The sequence below is a fragment of the Kribbella sp. NPDC031520 genome (assembly GCF_055580825.1).
The window spans coordinates 198,352-218,902 of sequence record NZ_JBVIKS010000008.1; the positions used below are offsets into that span (position 1 = coordinate 198,352).

A 20,551-nucleotide genomic window follows, 5' to 3' on the forward strand; every position below is an offset into this window, starting at 1 on the left:
TGCTGGGCCTGCTACATGCTTATCGGGTTGCTTTGAGGGCGAAGAAGAGCGGGATGCGCGGGGCGTCGTCGGGGAGGCGCCACCAGCCCTCGGGGGTTTGTTGCATGTGCGGCCAGCGGGGCCATGGAAGGACTTCGGATTCGCGGAGGGTGGTTACCTGGAAGCCTGCAGAGGCGAGGGTGGTGACGATCTCGCCGAGGCCGTGGCGCCATTCGTAGCTGGTTTGGCGGCCGGGGACCTCGTCGCCGGTGTAGGTGACGGTGGAGTCGTGGGCGATCGGGCCGCGGCCTTCGAGGTAGTCGGCTCGGAGGACGAGATCGTCGTTCTCACCAGGTAGGGAGACCTCGCGGAGAGCGTTGAGGAGCGGGTGGAACTCGACGAGGTAGAGGAACCCGCCTGGCTTCAGCAGTTCGCGTACGACATCCGCCCACTGCTGCAGGTCGGGGAGATAGCAGAGCGCACCCTTGCCGGTGTAGACGATGTCGAAGCGCCGCTCGCCGACGGCCTCCACAGCGTCGTACACGTTCGCGTGCACGTAGTCGACGTCCACGCCGGCCTCGCCAGCGATCCCTCGCGCCGCCTGCAGCGACTTCTCCGACAGATCGAGCCCGGTGGTTCGCGCACCGCGGCGGGCGAACTCGATCGTCTCCGTGCCGAGGTGACACTGCAGATGCAGTACGTCGCGACTGTCGAGCGGTCCGAGATCGGCCCACTCGTAGTCGGCGAACCAGTACTCGGAGGGCCGATCGTAGAACGTACTCGCCGCGTGCAGCGGCGCCCGCGCGTCCCAGTCGGCCTCGTTGGCGGTCACCATCTGCTGCATCTGCTCATCCAGAGTCACAGCCGTCAGTCTGCCCACAGGCCGGTCCACAGTTGGAGACGCTTGGATCCACAGGTCTTGTTCAAGGTTTGTGGATAAGCTTGAATAAGAGGTATGGCACGGGTTGAGTTGCACCGATGGCCCGGGCACCCCGACGGGTTCACCCGGGCGGAGCGCCTGGGCGGGTCGTACGAGCTGTACCTCCCCGACCCGCTGGTCGGGCGTGAGTTCGACCTGACCGACGACGTGCTCGCACTGCTCGAGGATGCCGCCGGCGACCTCGCCCGCCTGGATGCGACCGCCGCCGTGCTGACGAACAGTGAGGCGCTCGCGCGGCTCCTGCTCCGGGCGGAAGCGGTCGGGTCGTCGCACATCGAAGGTCTCGTCGTCGGTGCGCGCCGGTTGCTGAAGGCCGACGTACTGCGGGACCGGATCCGGGACGTGACGGCCGAGGAGGTCCTCGGCGCGGTCGACGCGATGACCTGGGTGACCGATTCCGTGCGCGCCGGCGACAAGCTCGAGGTCGACCATCTCCTGGAGGCGCATCGGCGATTGATGGCGCAGTCGCCGAACCCGGAGTACGGCGGGCAGATCCGCTACCTGCAGAACTGGATCGGCGGCCGCTCTCCCGCCGAGGCGTACTACGTCCCGCCGCCGGCGCAGCTGATCCCGGAACTGCTCGCCGACCTGATGACCTTCGTCCGCGAGTCGCGCCTCCCGGTGCTGGCGAAGACCGCCATCGCGCACGCACAGTTCGAGACGATCCACCCCTTCGCCGACGGCAACGGCCGGACCGGGCGCGCGCTCATCCACCTGATCCTGCGCGCGGACGGCCTGATCACCCGCACGGTCCCGCCTGTCTCGCTCTCGCTCGCCACGCACGCGGGAGAGTACGTCGAGGCGCTGACCGCCTTCCGGTACGTCGGACGCGCCACCACCGCGAAGGCCCGCGCCGCCGCGAACCCGTGGTTGCGGATGTTCGCGACGGCCTGCACGCACGCGACCGCCGAGGCCGCGCGCTTCGAGCAGAGCGCCTCCGACCTCAAGAACGAATGGTGCGAGCGGGCCGCGCCGATCCGCGCCGGCTCCGCGGCCGCGCTGCTGATCGAGGCGCTGCCCGCCGCGCCGGTTCTCACCCTTACCGCCGCGGCTCAACTCATCGGCCGCTCGCAACAGGCCGCGAACCAAGGCCTCGCGCGACTGGTCGAGGCCGGCATCCTCCGCGAGACCACCGACGGGCGGCGCAACCGGGTCTACGAGGCGCCGGAACTGATCGACGCGTTCACCTTGCTGGAGCGCCGGTTCGCCAGCCCGGCCGCGGACACCCGGATCGAGCCGCCTAGCAGACCGGTGCCGTCGAGGCCAGGACCGACACACTAGGCGGTTTGACTTTCCGGTCGCCAGCGAGCAAGAATTCGAACACATGTTCGAAGTGTACAGGGGAGCTCGTGATGGCGTTCGACTGGGACATCCTGCACCGGCCGTCGGCGATGGCGATGGTGCGCGGCCAGCTGGGCTTCAGCTGGATGGTGCTGTCCGGACGCCTGGCCCAGCTGACCGACGAGCAGTACTTCTGGCGTCCGAGCAGTGAGGCGCTCACCGTTGTCCGGCGGCACTACGCCGGATCGTTCCGATCACTCGGGTCCGGCGAGTGGGTCGCGCAGTGGCCCGACGAGCCGGATCATCGCGGGCCGCGCACGATCGCGTGGCTGATCGCGCATCTGACCGAGACGTTCTTCGAGCGCTGGGAGTGGACCTTCGGAGCGAGCCGGCAGGGGCGCGAGGACATCACGCTGCACGGCAACGCGCAGGACGCGGTCGCCTGGCTGACGTACTGGGTCGAGGCCTGGCAGGACGCGATCGCCGAGCTCGACGAGAGCGAGGCGATGACGGTCGGCCTCAGCCGGGCCAACGAACTCGACGCGAGCGAGCCCTTCGGACACGTCGTGCTGCGACTGAACCGCGAGCTCATCCACCACGGCTCGGAAATCATGACCCTCCAGGACCTCTACGCGGTCGCGGCGTGAGGACCACAAGATGTGCGACACGCGGCGTGGCGCTACCACAAGATCTAGATCGAGCCGCCTAGCATCACTACTGCTGGTGGTCCGAGCTGACCAACACCACAACATGTTGGGCCCGCCAGTCCGGATACCTGCCACCAGCGCGTGTACCGCCGGTACACGCAGTCCGAGATCTCGCGGGTGGGTCGCAGGGCGTGACGACAGTGTTCCCGGCCGGTGCTGCCGGTCCCGTCGTGCGCCTGCCCGCGTGGTCCCGGTTCTCCGAACTCTTCTGGAGCGCACACCTGTGACCATTGCTTCCTCATCACCCGTGACAACGGGCCAAACGATCGAGCTGACCGTCATCCGCCGGGACGGCAGCAGTACCCCGTTCGACGCCACCAAGATCTCCGTCGCCGTGACCAAGGCGTTCCTCGCCGTCGAGGGCGCCGACGCCGGTGCCACGCATCGGGTCCGCGACCTGGTGACCGACCTGACCGGCCGGGTCGTGGGCGCCCTGACCAGCCGTGGTGACGCTCGCCGCAGCGTGCAGGTCGAGGACATCCAGGACCAGGTCGAGCTGGCGCTGATGCGCGCCGGCGAGCACCAGGTCGCCCGCGCCTACGTGCTGTACCGCGAAGAGCGGACCAGGGCGCGTACCCCCGCCGACCCGTCCGGCGTCACCGACAAGCCGGCGCTGACCGTCCGTGCCCCCGACGGCACGAGGTCCCCGCTCGACGTCGACCGGCTCCGCGTGATCGTCGAAGAGGCCGCCACAGGTCTCGACGCCGTCGACGCCGAGCTCATCCTCGACGAGACCCTCGGTGCCTGCTACGACGGCATCGCGCAGCACGAGGTCGAGCTCGCGCTGGTGATGGCCGCGAGGTCGTACGTGGAGACCGAGCCGCAGTACAGCTTCGCCGCGTCCCGCCTGCTGCTGGACCAGATCCGCCGCGAGACGCTCGGCCGCGTGCACGGTGAGCCGCGGCAGGCCAGCCAGGCCGACATGGCCGAGGCGTACGCCGACTACTTCCCGCGCTACATCCAGCTCGGCATCGAGGCCGGCCACCTCGATCCGGAGCTCGGCCGCTTCGACCTGGCACGGCTGGCCGCCGCGATCAAGCCCGAGCGCGACCTCGACTTCACGTTCCTCGGCCTGCAGACGCTCTACGACCGTTACCTGCTGCACATCGACAAGGTGCGGTTCGAGCTACCGCAGGCGCTGTTCCTCCGGGTCGCGATGGGCATCGCGCTCCGCGAGGAGGACCGGGACGCGAAGGCGATCGAGTTCTACGAGGTGATCAGCTCCTTCCGCTTCATGACCTCGACCCCGATCCTGTTCAACTCCGGCACCACCCGCTCGCAGCTGTCGGCCTGCTTCCTGACGACCGTCGAGGACGACCTGTCCGGCATCTTCGCCGGCATCCGCAACAACGCCCTGCTCGCCAAGTACTCCGGCGGCCTCGGCAACGATTGGACCCCGGTCCGCGGCATCGGCGCCCCGATCCGGGGCACGAACGGCGAATCCCAGGGCGTCGTCCCCTTCCTCAAGATCGCCAACGACACCGCGGTAGCTGTGAATCAAGGAGGAAAACGGAAGGGGGCGGTGTGTGCGTATCTGGAGACGTGGCACATCGATGTCGAGGAGTTCCTCGAGCTGCGGAAGAACACCGGTGACGAGCGGCGGCGCACGCACGACATGAACACCGCCAACTGGGTTCCCGACCTGTTCATGCAACGGGTCGAGGCCGGCGGTGAGTGGACGCTGTTCTCGCCGGACGAGGTGCCTGAGCTGCACGACCTGTACGGCGCCGCGTTCGCCGACGCGTACCGCGAGTACGAGGCGGCCGCGGATCGGGGCGAGATCCGGGTGTTCAAGCGGGTCAAGGCGGTCGATCTCTGGCGGCGGATGCTGACCGTGCTGTTCGAGACCGGGCACCCGTGGATCACGTTCAAGGACGCGTGCAACCTGCGGTCGCCGCAGCAGCACGCCGGTGTCGTGCACTCGTCGAACCTCTGTACCGAGATCACTCTGAACACCAGCGCCGACGAGATCGCGGTCTGCAACCTCGGCTCGGTCAATCTGGTCGCGCACCTGACACCGGACGGTCTGGACGCCGGCCTGCTCCGCGACACCGTCCGGACGGCGGTGCGGATGCTCGACAACACGATCGACGTGAACTTCTACACCACCCCCGAGTCCGAGCGGTCGAACCTGCGGCACCGGCCGATCAGCCTCGGCCTGATGGGGTTCGCGGACGCGCTCGCCAAGCTCCGCATCCCGTACTCGTCGGACGCCGCGGTCGAGTTCGCGGACACGTCGATGGAGCAGCTCAGCTACCACGCCATCGAGGCGTCCAGCGACCTGGCGGCCGAGCGCGGCAGGTACTCGTCGTACGACGGATCGCTGTGGAGCCTCGGGATCCTGCCGATCGACTCGCTCGACCTGCTGCACACGGCGCGCGACGGCGACGTGATCATCGACCGGAGCACCCGGCTGGACTGGGAGACCCTGCGCGCGAAGGTGCTGCGCGACGGCATGCGGAACTCGAACGTGATGGCGATCGCGCCGACCGCGACGATCTCCAACATCTGCGGCGTGAGCCAGTCGATCGAGCCGACGTACAGCAACCTGTTCGTGAAGTCGAACATGTCCGGCGAGTTCACCGTCGCCAACCCGTACCTGGTCGCCGACCTGAAGGCGCGCGGGCTGTGGGACCAGGTGATGGTGTCGGACCTGAAGTACCACGACGGCGTCCTGGCCGGGATCGAGCGGATTCCGGCCGACCTGCGCGAGCTGTACGCGACCGCGTTCGAGATCGACCCGCTGTGGCTGGTGAAGGCGGCCTCGCGACGGCAGAAATGGATCGACCAGGCGCAGTCGCTGAACCTCTACATGGCCCAGCCGTCCGGACGCGCCCTCGACGAGCTCTACCGATCAGCTTGGCGGTACGGCCTGAAGACGACTTATTACCTGCGTTCCCAGTCAGCTACCCACGTGGAGAAGTCGACGCTGCAGGGCACCGACGGCCGGCTCAACGCCGTGCCCGTTGCCCTGGCCGAGCCCACCGGAGCCGTCTGCTCCATCGACGACCCGGACTGCGAGGCCTGCCAGTGAGCACCATCTCGATCGGAGCCGACCGCGTAGAGGTCTCCGAGAAGTCGATGATCAACTCGCGGGCGGACGTCAACCAACTGCTGCCGCTGAAGTACACGTGGGCCTGGGAGAAGTACCTGAACGCCTGTAACAACCACTGGATGCCCACGGAAATCTCGATGCAGGCGGATATCTCGTTGTGGAAGTCCAAAGACGGCCTGACCGACGACGAGCGGCTGATGCTGAAGCGGAACCTCGGGTTCTTCGCCACCGCGGAGTCCCTCGTCGCGAACAACATCGTCCTCGCCGTCTACCGCCAGCTCAGCAATCCCGAATGCCGGCAGTACCTGCTCCGCCAGGCGTTCGAGGAGGCGGTCCACACGCACACCTTCCAATACATCTGTACGTCGCTCGGCCTGGACGAGGGCGAGCTGTTCAACATGTACCGCGAGGTCCCGTCGATCTCCGACAAGGACGCCTGGGCGCTGAAGTACACCCAGCACCTCGAAGACCCGGACTTCACGACAGGTACGCCGGAGAACGACACAGCGTTCCTGCGGGATCTGATCGCGTTCTACGTGGTGTTCGAAGGGATGTGGTTCTACACCGGGTTCGCGCAGATCCTGTCGCTCGGCCGGCGGAACAAGATGGTCGGCATTGCCGAGCAGTACCAGTACATCCTGCGCGACGAGTCGATCCACCTGAACTTCGGCATCGACTGCATCAACCAGATCAAACAGGAGAACCCGCACCTGTGGACGGCGGCGTTCCAGGCCGAGGTCCGGCAGATGCTGACCGAGGCGTGCGAACTGGAGGTCGCCTACGGCCGCGCCACGCTGCCGAACGGCATGCTCGGCCTGACCGCGGAGCTGTGCGAGCAGTACATGCACTTCGTCACCGACCGCCGTGCAGAACAGATTGGTCTCGATCCGATCTTCGGTGAAACGCGGAACCCCTTCGGATGGATGTCAGAGGTGATGGACCTGAAGAAGGAGAAGAACTTCTTCGAAACCAGGGTCATCGAGTATCAGTCCTCCAGCGGCTTGAGCTGGGACTGACAGCGCAACAACACAGCGACAACACAGCAACAAAAGGGACAGGGAGGCCCGCGGTGCAACTCGCCGCTCCGCGGGCTTCCCGCACCACGCCCCGGTCAGCGAGGATTGTCGGCGTTGGTCAGGGTTTCCCAGGCGAAGAAGTAGTTCGCGCCGGCCGGCCGCTTGCTCTCGGTGTACTGGAGCGTCGTCGGCATCTGCTGCCCCAGGCGGTTGTGGTAATGGTTGTAAACCACCTCCGTGACGGGGCCAAGGCCCTTCTTCACCGTGCCACCGCAGAGGTTCGACGGTACGGCGGCCCCGTTCTCGATGCGGGTGTGGAAGTAGAAGCCGTCGGTGAGCCGCTTGCCGGCTTCGGCGTACAGGTTGACGCCCTGGTGGTACGCGGTCTCGGCGATGTGGGTGGCGGCGGTCAGGCCCCAGCCGGTGTGGCCGAAGTCGCGGCAGGTCTCCTGCGCCAGGCCGTTCATGAAGGTTGATTGGCCCTGCCAATAGTCGACGATCTCTGCGCGGGTGTTCATCGGGCAGGTCGACGGCGCCTTCGGGTACGCGCCGTCGCTGGTCTCGTACACGTACCCGGGCAGCCGGCCGCGCCAGATGCTGACCGCCTTGTCGAACGCCGCGTGGTCGTCGAGGAACACCGCGATCCCGATCGCGGCGTCGGTCATGATCAGCTCCCAGTTGCCGTTCTTGCAGCCGGCGCCGTTGCGTACTTCGGGCAGGTACACATCGCGCAGCATCTTTTCGAACCGGCCACGCTGCGCCCACGCGCCGCCGTACGTGTGCTTGATCAGCTCACCGGCCCGCGAGAACGAGGCGCCCGACCAGCCGGTCTGCAGCGGCGCGTTGGTGTTGGTGTGGTCCTGCAGTACGGCGGACCAGGCGTCCATGATCTGGATCGACTTCTTGGCGTACCGGTCGTCGCGGGTGATGTACCAGAGCAGTGCGTGCGTGTACGCGGCCAGCGCGTCGTTGCGCTCGTCGGAGCACCCGTAGTTCGGGTTGGAACTCGAACCGCACTCGACGATCGCGCGCGGCTTCGGGGTGTACGACAAGGCGGCGTACGAGCTCGCTTTCATCGCGTCGTACGCCGCCTTCTGCGGCTGGGCGCCCTTCTGGACCTGTGCACGGACGAAGTCGAGCTGCGCTTTGTCGACAAGTACGCCGGGATGCTGGAACGCCGCGGGTGCCGCGGTGCTCGGCTGACCGGCCAGGAACGCGGCGATCAGCGTGAGGATGAGAGTTAGTAGGAGTGGGCGGTGCAATCGGAGCATGGCTACCTCCTGACTGACGGGGCGGAAGAGCCAAGCTAACCGGCGCAACGACTATTAGTAAACCTTCCTAACGGAAATCACCCGAGCAGCGCGAGGATCTCCGCGGTGGTACCGGTCTCGCCGAGCCGGGGGAAGATCCGGGTCAGCGAGTTCTCGTGCGCGTCGGCCGACATGTCCGTCATCGCGTCGGTCGCGAGCGTCACGTGGTACCCGTGCTCGAACGCGGCACGCGCCGTCGACTCGACGCCGATGCTGGTGGCGACGCCGGTCAGCACGATCTGGGTGATACCGCGGCGGCGCAGGTGGAGGTCGAGGTCGGTGCCGTGGAAAGCACCCCAGTTGCGCTTGGTCACGACGATGTCCTGGGCATACCCGCCCAACTGGTCGACGATCTGGTCGGCCCCGGGCGGCGCCTGGCCGGCGGACCGCCGGGGCTGCTCGGTGCGGCCCGGAACCCAGTCGGCGCCATCGGCCGCGATGCTCACCCGGACGAGTACCACCGGCAGGTCGTGCTTGCGGAACGCGTCGGCGAGCTCAACGGTCTTGTCGATCACTGCGGACGTGGGATGGGGCTCGCCCGGGAGCGCAGTGACCCCGTTCTGCAGATCGATGACGACCAGAGCGGTCTTCGGGTCCAGAGTCGTGACTGGCACAGCAGGACCTTTCTAATCAGGGAGTTGCACGAGGGTCACCAGCAGGAGCAGACCGGCGACGACGAGCAGGAAGATCGCCATCTGGTGCAGGCCGGTCGTGGTCGCGCCGTGCTGGAAGAAGTGGGCGTTGGCGGCGGCCGAGATCAGCGCACCGACGTACACGCAGGTCCGTAGCAGGCCCGCGGAGGAACCGATCCGGTCCGGATCCACCTGCTGGTAGAGCGCGGTCTGGTTCCCGAGATTGTTGACGCCCTGCGGCACCCCGGCGAGCACCCCGACCACGGCCAGGACCCAGATCGGCGTACTCGAGCCGATCAGCAACTGTGCGGCGGCAGACAACACCAGAAAGATGCCTCCAGCAATGAGTTTGCCGCGGATCTGCGGGCTCCGGCCGGTGGCCGTGGTGGTCAGCACCGCCGCCAGCGACAGCGACAGCAGCAATAGGCCGGCCGAGGACGCACTGAGTCCGCGGGCATCCTCGAGCCACTGCGTGAAGCCGTAGAGGAACGAATAGGCGCCGACGTACGCGAGCAACTGGCGCGCGTACGTCATGATCAGCGGCCGGTTGCCGCCCAGCACCCGCAGGTCGATGAACGGCGCGACCACGCGCAGCTGCGCGACCACGAACGCGGTGCCCAGGGCGAGCGCGAGGACCAGCAGGTACCACCGCGAGAGCCGCGGCTGCATCAGGAACAACATCGACGCCACCAGGGTCGCCGTGAACAACCCGATCCCCACGAAGTCCAGGTCCCCGGCACCCCGCGAACGATTGCTCCGCGGCAACCACACTGAGCCGAGAACCACACAGATCAGCGACAGCGGCACGTTGATCGTGAAGATCAGGTGCCAGCCACCGAGGCCGATCAGCAGCCCGCCGAGCGTCGGGCCGATCACCGCGATCACCTGGTTCGTGAGCGAGAGACTGCTGAGGATCACGGCGGGCGTGTCGATCCCGGTCCGGTCGGCCTCGCGACGGATCAACGACATCGACGCCGGGTACGCCGCCGACGTACCGAGGCCCAGCAGGACGCGGGACAGGACGAGCACCCGCAAGTTCGGCGACAACGCGCCCAGCAGACCGGCAACTCCGACGAGCGACGTGGCGATCAGGTACAGCGGCCGCGGGCCGAACAGATCGACCAGCCGGCCCATCACGGGCTGACCGACCGCGGTCGCGATGTACAGCCCGGTGACCAGCCAGGCGGTCTGCGACGGCGGTACGCCGAACGCCGCGCCGATCGGGACCAGCGCGACGGCGAGCATCGTCGAGTTGATCGGGTTCAGGATCGACCCGACCAGCATCGGGGCGATCAGGCGCCGGTCGAACCTCGCCGGGCCCGAAGTCATCGGTCGGTCGCCGCCTCGATCGCAAGGTCGAGCAGCGCGAGCGCCTTGATGATGGTCTGCCGCTCGGCCTCCGTGCAGTGATCCTGCAGCGTCTGCGCGAGCCACTCCTGACGCACCTTGCGGTCGCCCTGCAGCCGACGCCGGCCCGCGGTCGTCAGCGACACCACCTGCCGCCGGCCGTCCGCCGGATCAGGATGCCGCTGGATCAGGCCGGCCTCGCGCAGCGCGGTCAGGATCGCCGCCACGGACTGCGGCCGGATACGTTCCGCCGCAGCCAAGTCGCTCGCCGACGCCGGGCCGTCCTTGTCCAGCCGGCTCAGCATCGAGGACTGGGACGGCGTCAGGTCGTCGGTCTCGGCGAGTTCCTTCAGCCGGCGCTTGATCCGGCCGAAGACGACCCGCACTTCACTGGCAGCCTGTGTGGCGGATGCAGTAATCACCCCACCACACTAATTTAGACAGTCCAAACTGTCCAGTTCAGACTGATCAGTTCGAGCTGACGACTACGTCCAGCACCCCGATCATCTTGTTCAGCCGGGCGGCGACCCGGTCCGCGTCGAAGCCGTTGCCCTCGACCACGATCCGCAGCTCGCCCTGATCCAGCGACAGCGCCAGCTCGCGGACGTCGTACGGATTGAGCAGTACGGCGACCCGCGCCAGCAGCCCGTCGACCTCCACGACCCGCGCCGTGTAGACCGTCAGCGTCCGTTCAACCGCGAGCAGACTCATCGCGCGACCTCCTTGTGCCGCAGCAGCCCGAACGTGAACCCGTCGACCAGCGCCTCCCAGGACGCCTCGACGATGTTGTGCCCGACGCCGACCGTCACCCAGGATCCCTCGCCGTCAGCGGTCTCGATCAGGACTCTGATCACCGCATCCGTCCCGTGCCCCTGGTCGAGGATCCGGACCTTGTAGTCGACCAGCTCGAACTTGTGCACCGCCGGGTACGCGCGCTCGATGGCGATCCGCAGCGCGTGGTCGAGCGCGTTCACCGGGCCGTTTCCCTCGCCGGTGACGATCTCCCGCTCTCCCCCGGCGACCAGCTTCACCGTGGACTCCGACACCGCCTCGCCGTCGGCGCGCGACTCCGTGATCACCCGCCACGACTCGACGTCGAAGAAGCTCGGCCGCTTGCCCTCCACTTCCTCGGTCAGCAGCAGCGAGAACGACGCGTCGGCCGCCTCGAACGTGTACCCGCGCGCCTCCAGCTCCTTGACCCGGTCCGTCACCCGGCTGACCACGTCGCGGTCGTTGCTCAGGTCGAAGCCGAGCTCGCGGCCCTTCAGCTCGACACTCGCCCGCCCGGCCATCTCCGAGACCAGCATCCGCATGTCGTTGCCGACCAGCGCCGGATCCGTGTGCTGGTAGAGATCCGGGTCCACCTTGATCGCGCTCGCGTGCAGCCCCGCCTTGTGCGCGAAGGCCGAGAGCCCGACGTACGGCGCCCGGTTCGACGGCGGGACGTTCGTGACCTCGGCGATCGCGTGGGCGATCCGGAACGATTCGGCCAGGTTCCCCTCGGGCAGCAGCCGCATCTCGCGCTTGAGCTCGAGGTTGGCCACGATCGCGAGCAGGTCCGCGTTGCCGGTGCGTTCGCCGTACCCGTTGATCGTGCCCTGGACGTGCGTGACGCCGGCCTCGACGGCGGCGATCGAGTTCGCCACCGCGCAGCCGGCGTCGTTGTGACAGTGGATGCCGAGCCTTGCTCCGGTCGATTCGAGTACGTCATGGACGACGTCCTGCAGCTCCCGCGGGAGGGTGCCGCCGTTCGTGTCGCACAGGGCGACCACGTCGGCCCCGGCCTCGACGGCCACGCGTACTACTTCGAGTGCGTACGCCCGGTTCGCGCGGTACCCGTCGAAGAAGTGCTCCGTGTCGAGGAAGACCCGCTGCCCGTTCTCCCGCAGGTGCCGGACCGTGTCGGCGACCATCCGCAGGTTCTCGTCCAGCGTGGTCCGCAGCGCCCGCTCCACGTGCGCGTCGTGGCTCTTGGCAACGAGGGTGACGACCCCGGCGCCGGACTCGCGGAGCGCGGCGACCTGCGGGTCGTCGGCGGCCGCGGTCTCCGGCTTGCGGGTCGCCCCGAACGCCGCGAACGTCGCGTTCCGCAGGTTCAGCTCGGTCCTGGCCCGCTCGAAGAACTCGGTGTCCTTGGGTACGGCGCCCGGCCAGCCGCCCTCGATGAAGCCGACCCCCAGCTCGTCCAGGTGCTGCGCGATGGCGAGCTTGTCCGCCACGGACAGCGCCAGACCCTCCTGCTGCGCACCGTCGCGCAAGGTGGTGTCGTACACGTGGAAATCGTCCGAGATGCTCATGCGGGTCGGCCTTCCGGAGGTTGTCGGGCAAAGAAAAAACCCCTCGCAAAGGGTGCGAGAGGTCTGCGCGCTCAGGTACAGCAAGCTGAGCGCGCCTAGGGAATAATCACCCGATAGTGCTTCATGACGTTTGGCAGTCTGCCACACAATGTCCGGACCATGACGCCCTCGTCTCGCATCCCGACCATTCAGTACGCAAACGGGTACTGGAGTTCAGGCCGTAAGTGACCACCCCGGGTCGTCCCAAGCGGTGTAGAAGTCCTCGCGGCTCAGCGGCCGCAGGCCCCAGTCCTCGCGGTCGAGGGCCTGGTCGGTGAGCATGCCCTCGTCGTCCTCGAGCCGCTGCCACCAGTACCGCGTGACCTCGCCGTCCTCACCGGCCCCGAGCTGGCGGATCACGACCCACTCCGCCTCGTGCCAGACCGCCTCGTACAGCCAGTCGGTCCCGTAGTCGTCGACCGCCGCCCCGTACGTCCGCGGCGCGGTCCCGCGGTCCAGGTCCCGGATCAGCTCGACGGTGGACCGCATCGCCGACACCGTGTCGTCGTCCCACCCCCGCCGCTCCGCCAGCTCCGCGTAGTACCCCTCGACCTCAGCCGGAAACCCGCTCATGCCGCCCGACCCTATCGGGTCCGCGACCGGCTGGACGAGCGCCGTCCCACCGGCCGAGCTGAGAAGAACCTATGAAAAACGCCCGGCAGCGCAGAGCTGCCGGGCGTGCTGATCGACGGAGTTCAGAAGGCGCGGGTCATCCAGCCGTGCGGGTCGGCGGCGCGGCCGTACTGGACGTCGAGGAGGGCGGAGCGGACGGCCGCGGTGACCGGGCCGCCGTTGCCGTCGCCGATCCGGGTCTCACCCGTGCGCCACTTCAGCGAGGCGACCGGGGTGACGACCGCGGCAGTACCGCAGGCGAACACCTCGCGCACCTTGCCGGAGGCGGCGCCCTCGCGCCACTCGTCGACCGAGACCTTCCGCTCGGTGACGGTGTAGCCGAGGTCGGTGACCAGCTTCAGGATCGAGTCCCGGGTGACGCCCTCGAGGATCGTGCCGGACAGCTCCGGCGTGACGACCGAGTTGTCGTCGAGGACGAAGTACAGGTTCATCCCGCCGAGTTCCTCGACCCACTTCTTCTCGACCGCGTCCAGGAACGCGACCTGGTCGCAGCCCTGCTCGATCGCCTCGGCCTGGGCGAGCAGCGACGACGCGTAGTTGCCGCCGGTCTTCGCCGCGCCGGTACCACCGGGGGCCGCGCGGGTGTACTCCTCGCTCAGCCAGATCCGGACCGGCTTCACGCCGTTCGCGAAGTACGACCCGGCCGGCGACGCGATCACGCAGTACGTCACCTGGGCCGACGGGCGGACGCCGAGGAACGGATCCGAGCCGAACATGAACGGCCGCAGGTACAGCGACGTCTCGCCGCCGCTCGGCACCCAGGCCTTGTCGAGCTCGACCAGCTTGTGCAGCGAGTCGAGGAAGACCGCGGTCGGCAGCTCCGGCAACGCGAGCCGCTGCGCGGACCGCTGGAACCGGGTGGCGTTCGCCTCCGGGCGGAACAGGTGGATCGAGTCGTCGGGATGCCGGTAGGCCTTCATCCCTTCGAAGATCGTCTGGGCGTAGTGGAACACCGAGGTCGCCGGAGACAGCTCCAGCGGTCCGAAGGCGGTGATCCGTGCGTCGTGCCAGCCCTTCTGAGCCGTCCAGGTGGCGATCGCCATGTGGTCGGTGAAGTACTGCCCGAATCCTGGGTTCGCCAGGATCTGGGCGCGCTGGTCGTCGGTGGCCGGATGGGTGGTCGGCTCAACAGTGAACTGCAGATCGGCGCTCATAGCCGCACCGTACCTCTCCACCAACTGGTCATGCGAGCGTCCACGTGGGCCATCGGGGTCAGCCCGCCGCGCGCTTGGCGATCGCGTCGCCGATCTCGGCGGTACTGCGGGCCGCGCCCGTACGCTCCTCGATATCCGCCTCGGCGGCCGCCTCGATCGCGCGTGCCGCCTCGGTCAGCCCGAGGTGCTCGCACAGCAGCGCCGCGGACAGGATCGCCGCGGTCGGGTCGGCCTTCTGCTGGCCGGCGATGTCCGGCGCGGAGCCGTGCACCGGCTCGAACATGCTCGGCGCGGTCCGGTCCGGGTTGATGTTGCCGCTCGCGGCCAGCCCGATGCCACCGCTGATCGCGGCCGCCAGGTCGGTGATGATGTCGCCGAACAGGTTGTCGGTGACGATCACGTCGAACCGCGCCGGGTCGGTGACCAGGAAGATCGTCGCCGCGTCCACGTGCAGGTAGTCGACCGCGACGTCGGGGAACTCGGTGGCGACCCTGTCGACGGTCCGCTTCCACAGGTGGCCGGCGTGTACGAGCACGTTGTTCTTGTGCACGAGCGTGAGCTTCTTCCGCGGCCGCGCCTGCGCCCGGGCGAAGGCGTCGCGGACGACGCGCTCGACGCCGTACGCCGTGTTCACCGACACCTCGGTGGCGATCTCGGCCGGGGTGCCGACGCGGAGCGCGCCGCCGTTGCCGACGTACGGGCCCTCGGTGCCCTCGCGGACGACGACGAAGTCGACGGTGCCCGGGTTCGCCAGCGGGGAGCCGACGGACGGGTAGATCTTCGACGGCCGCAGGTTCACGTAGTGGTCCAGGGTGAACCGGAGCTTGAGCAGCAGACCGCGCTCAAGTACGCCGGACGGGACGCTCGGGTCGCCGACCGCGCCGAGCAGGATCGCGTCGTGCTTGCGGATCTCCTCCAACTCGGCGTCCGGCAGCGTCTCACCAGTGGCGTGCCAGCGCTTCGCGCCGAGGTCGTACTCGGTCCGCTCGAACGTCACGCCGTGCTGTGCGGCCACCGCGTCGAGGACCTTGAGCGCCTCGGTGGTGACCTCCGGTCCGATCCCGTCACCGGGAACGACGGCCAGCGTGAAGAACTTGTTCTCGCTCACTTGTTGGGTTCTCCCCCATTGTCACGGCGGTTCATGGCCTCTTGGACAGCCTTGACCACGCCTCTGCCCGCGGTCGCGGCCGAGGGTGCCCGGCGAGCCGGCCGGCGCCGGCGGGCGGCCTTCGGTTCGCGGCCGTCGACGGCCGGCCAGTTGGCTGGATACATGTCGTACATCCTGTTCCTCCCAAATATGTCGTGGGCGGCACGGCGGGCACGAATTTACTCGCACGTCCGACTATTTCTCCACAATGCGGGCAGGTTGTCCCGAAATATGAGATCCGAGTGCGGCCACTGGACCGGACCTGTGCGACTCTCAGCCGGTGAGTGCTCCTCCAGAACTGCCGCCGTTGGTGTCGGCGGCCCTCAGCCTGTCCGGCCGGCGCGGATTCGTCAGCTCCACCAGGAACGAGACCGGCCGCTTGCTCGCCACCCTCGCGGCCTCGAAGAAGGGCTTGCTCGGTGAGCTCGGGACCGGCTGCGGTGTCGGCTCGGCGTGGTTGCGCAGCGGCGCCGGCGAGGGCACGAACATCGTCACCGCGGAGAGCGACCCGCAGCTGGCCCAGGCCGTCGGCGAACTGTTCGCCGCCGACGAGCGGATCGAGGTCGTCTCGGCCGACTGGACCGCGCTGATCGAACGCGGCCCGTTCGCGCTGCTGTTCGTGGACGCCCGCGAGGCCAAGCTGTCCGCCCGCGACGTGATCGCGGACGTGGTCGAGCCCGGCGGCTTCGTCGTACTCGACGACTTCACGCCGTCCGCCGTCTGGCCGCCGATGTACGGCGGCCGCGTCGACACGCTCCGCCAGGAATGGCTGATGGACCAGCGCTTCACCACCGTCGAGGTGATGGTCGCCCCGGACGCCGCCGTACTGCTGGCCACCCGCCGCTAGAGCCGATAGAACTGAAGCGGGCCCGAGCTATGGAGCTCGGGCCCTTGTCAGCCGCCATGCGCCTGCGGGCGGCTGACCGCCTTCAGTAAATCAGTCTTTCAGTCCTCGACGTCCACCGAACGGGCCGTGGCGGCCTGCACCGCGGCGGTGATCTCGTCCAGCACCGGCGGCGCGATCTTCGAGTCGACCGAGAGCGCGACCAGCGCCTTGCCGCCCTTGCGGTCCCGGCTGACCTGCATACCGGCGATGTTCACGTCGGCGTCGCCGAGGATCCGGCCGATCTGGCCGACCGCGCCCGGACGGTCCTCGTAGGTCAGGAACGCCAGATGCGCGGCGAGCTCGATCTCGACGTCGAACCCGTCGATCTCGACCAGCCGCTCCGACTGCCGGACGCCGACCAGCGTGCCGGACACCGAGACCTGCACGCCGTCGGCGAGCGTGCCGCGGAGCGTGATCAGGTTGCGGTGCTCAGGGCTGTCGTGGTCGGTGACGAGCCGGACCTCGAGGCCCCGCTCGGCCGCGAGCAGCGGTGCGTTCACGTACGAGACGTTGTCCTCGACGACATCCGCGAACACGCCCTTGAGCGCGGCCAGCTCGAGCACCTTCACGTCGTACTGCGTGATCTCGCCGCGGACCTCGACGTCGAGCTGCTGCGCGACGCCACCGGCCAGCGCGGTGAAGATCCGGCCGAGCTTCTCGGTCAGCGCGATCCCCGGGCGGACGTCCTCGGCGATCACACCGCCCTGGACGTTCACGGCGTCCGGGACGAGCTCGCCGGACAGGGCCAGGCGGACCGACTTCGCGACCGCGATACCGGCCTTCTCCTGCGCCTCGTCGGTGGACGCGCCGAGGTGCGGCGTGACGACGACGTTCTCGAACTCGAACAGCGGCGAGTCGGTGCACGGCTCGGACGCGAACACGTCCAGCCCGGCGCCGGCCACCCGGCCCTCCTTGAGCGCGCTGTACAGCGCCTGCTCGTCGACGATGCCGCCGCGGGCCGCGTTCACGATGATGACCTCAGGCTTGACCTTGTGCAGCTGCTCGTCGCCGATCAGGCCGATCGTCTCCGGCGTCTTCGGCAGGTGCACCGAGATGAAGTCACTGGCCGCCAGCAGCTCGTCCAGGGAGGCGAGCCGGACGCCCATCTGCGCGGCCCGGCCGGCCTGCACGTACGGGTCGTAGGCGATCACGTTCATGCCGAAGGCGGCCAGCCGCTGCGCGACCAGGACGCCGATCTTGCCGAGGCCGACGATGCCGACGGTCTTCTCGAACAGCTCGACGCCGGAGTACTTGCTGCGCTTCCACTCGCCCTTCTTGAGCGACTCGTTCGCGGCCGGCACTCGCCGCGCGGAGGCGAGCAGCAGGGCGACCGCGAGCTCGGCGGCGCTGGTGATGTTGGAGGTCGGTGCGTTCACGACCATCACCCCGGCCTGGGTGGCGGCCTTCACGTCCACGTTGTCGAGGCCGACGCCGGCGCGGGCGACGACCTTCAGCTTCTTCGCCGCGGCCAGCGCCTCGGCGTCCACCTTGGTGGCGCTGCGGATCAGGATGGCGTCGACGTCGACGATGGCCGGGAGCAGTTGGGCGCGGTCGGCGCCGTTCGTGTGCCGGATCTCGAAGTCGGGGCCGAGCGCCTCGACGGTGGCCGGGCTGAGCTCTTCGGCGATCAGGACGACGGGCCGGGTTACGTCAGTCATGGAGGAATCTCCTGCAGAAGCGGTAGGGGCTCATGATGAACAGAGCACCGCGCTGTGCCCGCTGAGTCGATGGTACCGCGTCCGTCGACGGGCGTGTGCGCGGACCCGCATCCCGGTCAGCGCGCCGGTCGGCGTTCCGGTCAGCCGGTCTCGCAGGCAACCGGGTCGGAGGCCTTGACGGCCCGGTTGATCAGCAGCTTGCCGCCCGAGCGGATCAGCTCGAACCGGTTGTCCAGCCGGTTGCAGGTCCCACCGGCGGCGCCGTTCGCGGTCGGCGAGAACAGTACGTCGTACGACATCCGCGCGTACGAGCCGTCCGGGGCCAGCGCGGTGATCCTCGGGTTGAAGAAGTACGCCGTACCGCGGCTCTTACGATCCCTGTCCGGCGTCAGCGACTTGGCCAGCTGCGGCGAGTACAGGGACTGAACCTGGTCGAAGAGGTGCCGGTTCTGCAGGGTCAGGTAGTTGCCGAGCATCGCCTGGACCTCCTGGGCCACTGGCGTCTTCGCGACCTGCAACTCGGGCGCGATCGCGCCCTGCGGACCGTGCGAGTTCAGGCAGGTCCCGGCCGCCGCGATGCTGATCCCGGACGGCGCGGGAGCGACGTAGTCACGGAGTTCGGCGAGCGGGACCACCGCGGCGGCCTGCACCGTGGCGCCGGTGACCAGGCCGATGAGCGCGCCCGACTTGTCCACCACCGGGCCGCCCAGCTTGGTCGCGTTCATGAACTCGCTCATCGCCCTGGGGTCAGCCTCGGAACCGATCCGGTTGATCACCTGCTTGCCGGCCGCGGTGTAACCGATCAGCGCGCGCTCGGCCTTCCGCTCCGGGGCGACCGCCGGCAACCGCAGCGGCGCGTCGTCGAAGCCGATCGACTGCAGTACGGCGACGCCGTCGGCACTGGTCCCGAGCAGGTTGGCCCGCCGGATCCGCCCGTCCGGTGCCACGACCACGATCGACATCGCCTGGTCGACCGCCGACGCCGCGGTCAGTACGCGCCCGTTGTCGATCAGTACGCCGGAAGCCTCACCGCTGCCCGCGCAGGTCGTGGCCAGTACCCGGACCACCGCCGGTCCGGCGGATTTCAGTACGGCGTCGGTGTCGATCCGCAGGCTGCGCTGCCGCAGGTACCAGCCCGTACCCGCGCCGGCCGCGACGATCAACAGCAGCACAATCAGGCCGGCCAGGAAGCGGCCGAAGATCCACGGTCCGCGTACGGGTGGCTGGGGGCCTCCCGGCCGGCTGGGTGCCTCGAGCTGGGTGATCGACCCGGCGTCGGCCGGGAGCCGCCGGGGCGGTCGCGGCAGCGCGGTCCTGCCGTTGTCCACGACCGCTCACCTCCGCCAGTTCACGCCTGCGACCACAACCGTCACACATTGTTGCAAACCAAAAGGCCCGGGCCATCCACCTGGATGGTCCGGGCCTTTCACGGAGGTCGGTCAGCGGGCCGCGCTGCCCTCGACGTAGTCGTCGTCGTGGGACTTGACCCACGCCATCAGGCCGCGCAGTTCCTTGCCGACGGCCTCGATCGGGTGCTCCTGGCTCTTCTTGCGGAACTCCGCGAACTCGGGCGCGCCGGCGTCCTGGTCGGCGATGAAGCGAGCCGCGAAGGTGCCGTCGGTGATGTCGCCGAGGACCTCCTTCATCCGGGCCTTCACCGACGCGTCGATGATCCGCGGGCCGGACACGTAGTCGCCGTACTCGGCGGTGTCGGAGACCGACCAGCGCTGCTTGGCGATACCGCCTTCGTAGATCAGGTCGACGATCAGCTTGAGCTCGTGCAGGCACTCGAAGTACGCGACCTCGGGCTGGTACCCGGCCTCGGTCAGCGTCTCGAAGCCGGCCTGGATCAGCGCCGACACACCACCGCAGAGGACGGCCTGCTCACCGAACAGGTCGGTTTCGGTTTCCTCGGTGAAGGTGGTCTTGATACCGCCGGCGCGCAGACCGCCGATGCCCTTGGCGTACGAGAGCGCGAGGTCCCACGCCTTGCCGGTGGCGTCCTGCTCGACGGCCACCAGTACCGGTACGCCACGGCCCTCGGAGTACTCGCGGCGGACCAGGTGACCCGGGCCCTTCGGCGCGACCATGAACACATCCACGCCGGCCGGCGGCTTGATGTAGCCGAACCGGATGTTGAAGCCGTGCCCGAAGACCAGCGCGTCGCCGTCGACCAGGTTCGGCTCGATGGCCTCCTTGTACAGCTTGCGCTGCGCCGGGTCCGGAGCCAGCACGACGATCACGTCGGCCTCCTCCACCGCCTCGGCCGGCGTGACGACCCGCAGGCCCTGTGCCTCGGCCTTGGCACGGCTCTTCGAGCCCTCCGGCAGGCCGACGCGGACGTCGACGCCGGAGTCGCGCAGCGAGAGCGCGTGCGCGTGGCCCTGCGAGCCGTAGCCGAGAACGGCCACGTGCCGGCCCTGGATCACCGACAGGTCGGCGTTGTCGTCGTAGAACATTTCAGCAGCCA

At 68.5% G+C, this 20,551-nt stretch carries 18 protein-coding genes; 5 read left to right on the forward strand and 13 right to left on the reverse strand.

Annotation, left to right across the window (positions count from 1 at the left end):
- Positions 1-19 precede the first annotated feature (19 nt).
- On the reverse strand, positions 20-841 hold the full coding sequence (locus ACZ5BU_RS35055; RefSeq protein WP_465705038.1) for a class I SAM-dependent methyltransferase: 822 nt from the start codon (positions 839-841) through the stop codon (positions 20-22).
- A gap of 93 nt (positions 842-934) precedes the next feature.
- On the opposite strand from ACZ5BU_RS35055, the gene ACZ5BU_RS35060 reads away from it, so the two are divergent.
- The 4 genes from ACZ5BU_RS35060 (at position 935) to ACZ5BU_RS35075 (ending at position 6,978) form a co-directional block, all read left to right on the forward strand.
- A complete protein-coding gene (locus ACZ5BU_RS35060) occupies positions 935-2,200 on the forward strand; it encodes a Fic family protein (RefSeq protein ID WP_465705040.1) in 1,266 nt (421 codons plus the stop codon).
- Positions 2,201-2,271: 71 nt separating this feature from the next.
- Positions 2,272-2,847 carry a DinB family protein gene (locus tag ACZ5BU_RS35065; protein WP_465705042.1) on the forward strand — a complete coding sequence of 192 codons (576 nt, stop codon included), beginning with the start codon at positions 2,272-2,274 and terminating at the stop codon, positions 2,845-2,847.
- Positions 2,848-3,154: 307 nt separating this feature from the next.
- Positions 3,155-5,941, forward strand: coding sequence for a ribonucleoside-diphosphate reductase subunit alpha (locus tag ACZ5BU_RS35070; RefSeq protein ID WP_465705044.1), 2,787 nt, complete (start codon positions 3,155-3,157; stop codon positions 5,939-5,941).
- Positions 5,938-6,978 carry a ribonucleotide-diphosphate reductase subunit beta gene (locus ACZ5BU_RS35075; RefSeq protein ID WP_465705046.1) on the forward strand — a complete coding sequence of 347 codons (1,041 nt, stop codon included), beginning with the start codon at positions 5,938-5,940 and terminating at the stop codon, positions 6,976-6,978. Before ACZ5BU_RS35070 ends, ACZ5BU_RS35075 begins: the two co-directional genes overlap by 4 nt.
- A 95-nt stretch (positions 6,979-7,073) precedes the next feature.
- Here the strand turns inward: ACZ5BU_RS35075 and ACZ5BU_RS35080 are convergent, their stop codons facing one another.
- The 9 genes from ACZ5BU_RS35080 to ACZ5BU_RS35120 form a co-directional block, all read right to left on the reverse strand.
- On the reverse strand, positions 7,074-8,249 hold the full coding sequence (locus tag ACZ5BU_RS35080; RefSeq protein ID WP_465705048.1) for an alginate lyase family protein: 1,176 nt from the start codon (positions 8,247-8,249) through the stop codon (positions 7,074-7,076).
- Positions 8,250-8,326: 77 nt separating this feature from the next.
- Positions 8,327-8,902: an isochorismatase family protein gene (locus tag ACZ5BU_RS35085; RefSeq protein WP_465705050.1), complete on the reverse strand. Its 576-nt coding sequence runs from the start codon at positions 8,900-8,902 to the stop codon at positions 8,327-8,329.
- Positions 8,903-8,914: 12 nt separating this feature from the next.
- Entirely contained in the window at positions 8,915-10,249 is a 1,335-nt protein-coding gene (locus ACZ5BU_RS35090; RefSeq protein ID WP_465705052.1) for an MFS transporter, read from the reverse strand.
- Entirely contained in the window at positions 10,246-10,689 is a 444-nt protein-coding gene (locus tag ACZ5BU_RS35095) for a MarR family winged helix-turn-helix transcriptional regulator (protein ID WP_465705054.1), read from the reverse strand. The genes ACZ5BU_RS35090 and ACZ5BU_RS35095 overlap by 4 nt, the downstream gene beginning before the upstream one ends.
- Positions 10,690-10,735: 46 nt before the next feature.
- Entirely contained in the window at positions 10,736-10,978 is a 243-nt protein-coding gene (locus ACZ5BU_RS35100; RefSeq protein WP_465705056.1) for a hypothetical protein, read from the reverse strand.
- On the reverse strand, positions 10,975-12,564 hold the full coding sequence (cimA, locus tag ACZ5BU_RS35105) for a citramalate synthase (protein ID WP_465705058.1): 1,590 nt from the start codon (positions 12,562-12,564) through the stop codon (positions 10,975-10,977). Before cimA ends, ACZ5BU_RS35100 begins: the two co-directional genes overlap by 4 nt.
- 213 nt (positions 12,565-12,777) lie before the next feature.
- Positions 12,778-13,176 carry a hypothetical protein gene (locus tag ACZ5BU_RS35110; RefSeq protein ID WP_465705060.1) on the reverse strand — a complete coding sequence of 133 codons (399 nt, stop codon included), beginning with the start codon at positions 13,174-13,176 and terminating at the stop codon, positions 12,778-12,780.
- A 122-nt stretch (positions 13,177-13,298) separates the two neighbouring features.
- On the reverse strand, positions 13,299-14,390 hold the full coding sequence (locus ACZ5BU_RS35115; protein ID WP_465705062.1) for a branched-chain amino acid aminotransferase: 1,092 nt from the start codon (positions 14,388-14,390) through the stop codon (positions 13,299-13,301).
- A 58-nt stretch (positions 14,391-14,448) separates the two neighbouring features.
- Positions 14,449-15,498, reverse strand: a complete 1,050-nt coding sequence (locus ACZ5BU_RS35120; RefSeq protein ID WP_465705064.1) for a 3-isopropylmalate dehydrogenase — start codon at positions 15,496-15,498, stop codon at positions 14,449-14,451.
- A gap of 319 nt (positions 15,499-15,817) precedes the next feature.
- Between ACZ5BU_RS35120 and ACZ5BU_RS35125 the strand changes: the two genes are divergently transcribed.
- A complete protein-coding gene (locus ACZ5BU_RS35125) occupies positions 15,818-16,384 on the forward strand; it encodes an O-methyltransferase (protein WP_465705066.1) in 567 nt (188 codons plus the stop codon).
- 98 nt (positions 16,385-16,482) lie between these two features.
- Here ACZ5BU_RS35125 and serA read toward each other — a convergent pair whose 3' ends face one another.
- The 3 genes from serA to ilvC form a co-directional block, all read right to left on the reverse strand.
- Complete coding sequence (gene serA, locus ACZ5BU_RS35130) at positions 16,483-18,081, reverse strand: phosphoglycerate dehydrogenase (RefSeq protein WP_465705068.1); 1,599 nt, start codon at positions 18,079-18,081, stop codon at positions 16,483-16,485.
- Between the two features lie 140 nt (positions 18,082-18,221).
- Positions 18,222-19,409 carry a S1 family peptidase gene (locus ACZ5BU_RS35135; protein ID WP_465705069.1) on the reverse strand — a complete coding sequence of 396 codons (1,188 nt, stop codon included), beginning with the start codon at positions 19,407-19,409 and terminating at the stop codon, positions 18,222-18,224.
- A 111-nt stretch (positions 19,410-19,520) separates the two neighbouring features.
- The gene (ilvC, locus tag ACZ5BU_RS35140) at positions 19,521-20,540 is read right to left on the reverse strand and encodes a ketol-acid reductoisomerase (protein ID WP_465705169.1); all 1,020 of its coding nucleotides are present in this window, start codon (positions 20,538-20,540) and stop codon (positions 19,521-19,523) included.
- Positions 20,541-20,551 lie beyond the last annotated feature (11 nt).

Excerpts from the sequence above, each read along its gene's own strand:
- ACZ5BU_RS35110 (WP_465705060.1), bottom strand. The coding sequence starts at position 13,176 with ATGAGCGGGTTTCCGGCTGAGGTCGAGGGGTACTACGCGGAGCTGGCG.
- ACZ5BU_RS35115 (WP_465705062.1), bottom strand. The coding sequence starts at position 14,390 with ATGAGCGCCGATCTGCAGTTCACTGTTGAGCCGACCACCCATCCGGCC.
- ACZ5BU_RS35090 (WP_465705052.1), bottom strand. The coding sequence starts at position 10,249 with ATGACTTCGGGCCCGGCGAGGTTCGACCGGCGCCTGATCGCCCCGATG.
- ACZ5BU_RS35100 (WP_465705056.1), bottom strand. The coding sequence starts at position 10,978 with ATGAGTCTGCTCGCGGTTGAACGGACGCTGACGGTCTACACGGCGCGG.
- ACZ5BU_RS35080 (WP_465705048.1), bottom strand. The coding sequence starts at position 8,249 with ATGCTCCGATTGCACCGCCCACTCCTACTAACTCTCATCCTCACGCTG.
- ACZ5BU_RS35065 (WP_465705042.1), top strand. The coding sequence starts at position 2,272 with ATGGCGTTCGACTGGGACATCCTGCACCGGCCGTCGGCGATGGCGATG.
- ACZ5BU_RS35060 (WP_465705040.1), top strand. The coding sequence starts at position 935 with ATGGCACGGGTTGAGTTGCACCGATGGCCCGGGCACCCCGACGGGTTC.
- cimA (WP_465705058.1), bottom strand. The coding sequence starts at position 12,564 with ATGAGCATCTCGGACGATTTCCACGTGTACGACACCACCTTGCGCGAC.
- serA (WP_465705068.1), bottom strand. The coding sequence starts at position 18,081 with ATGACTGACGTAACCCGGCCCGTCGTCCTGATCGCCGAAGAGCTCAGC.
- ilvC (WP_465705169.1), bottom strand. The coding sequence starts at position 20,540 with ATGTTCTACGACGACAACGCCGACCTGTCGGTGATCCAGGGCCGGCAC.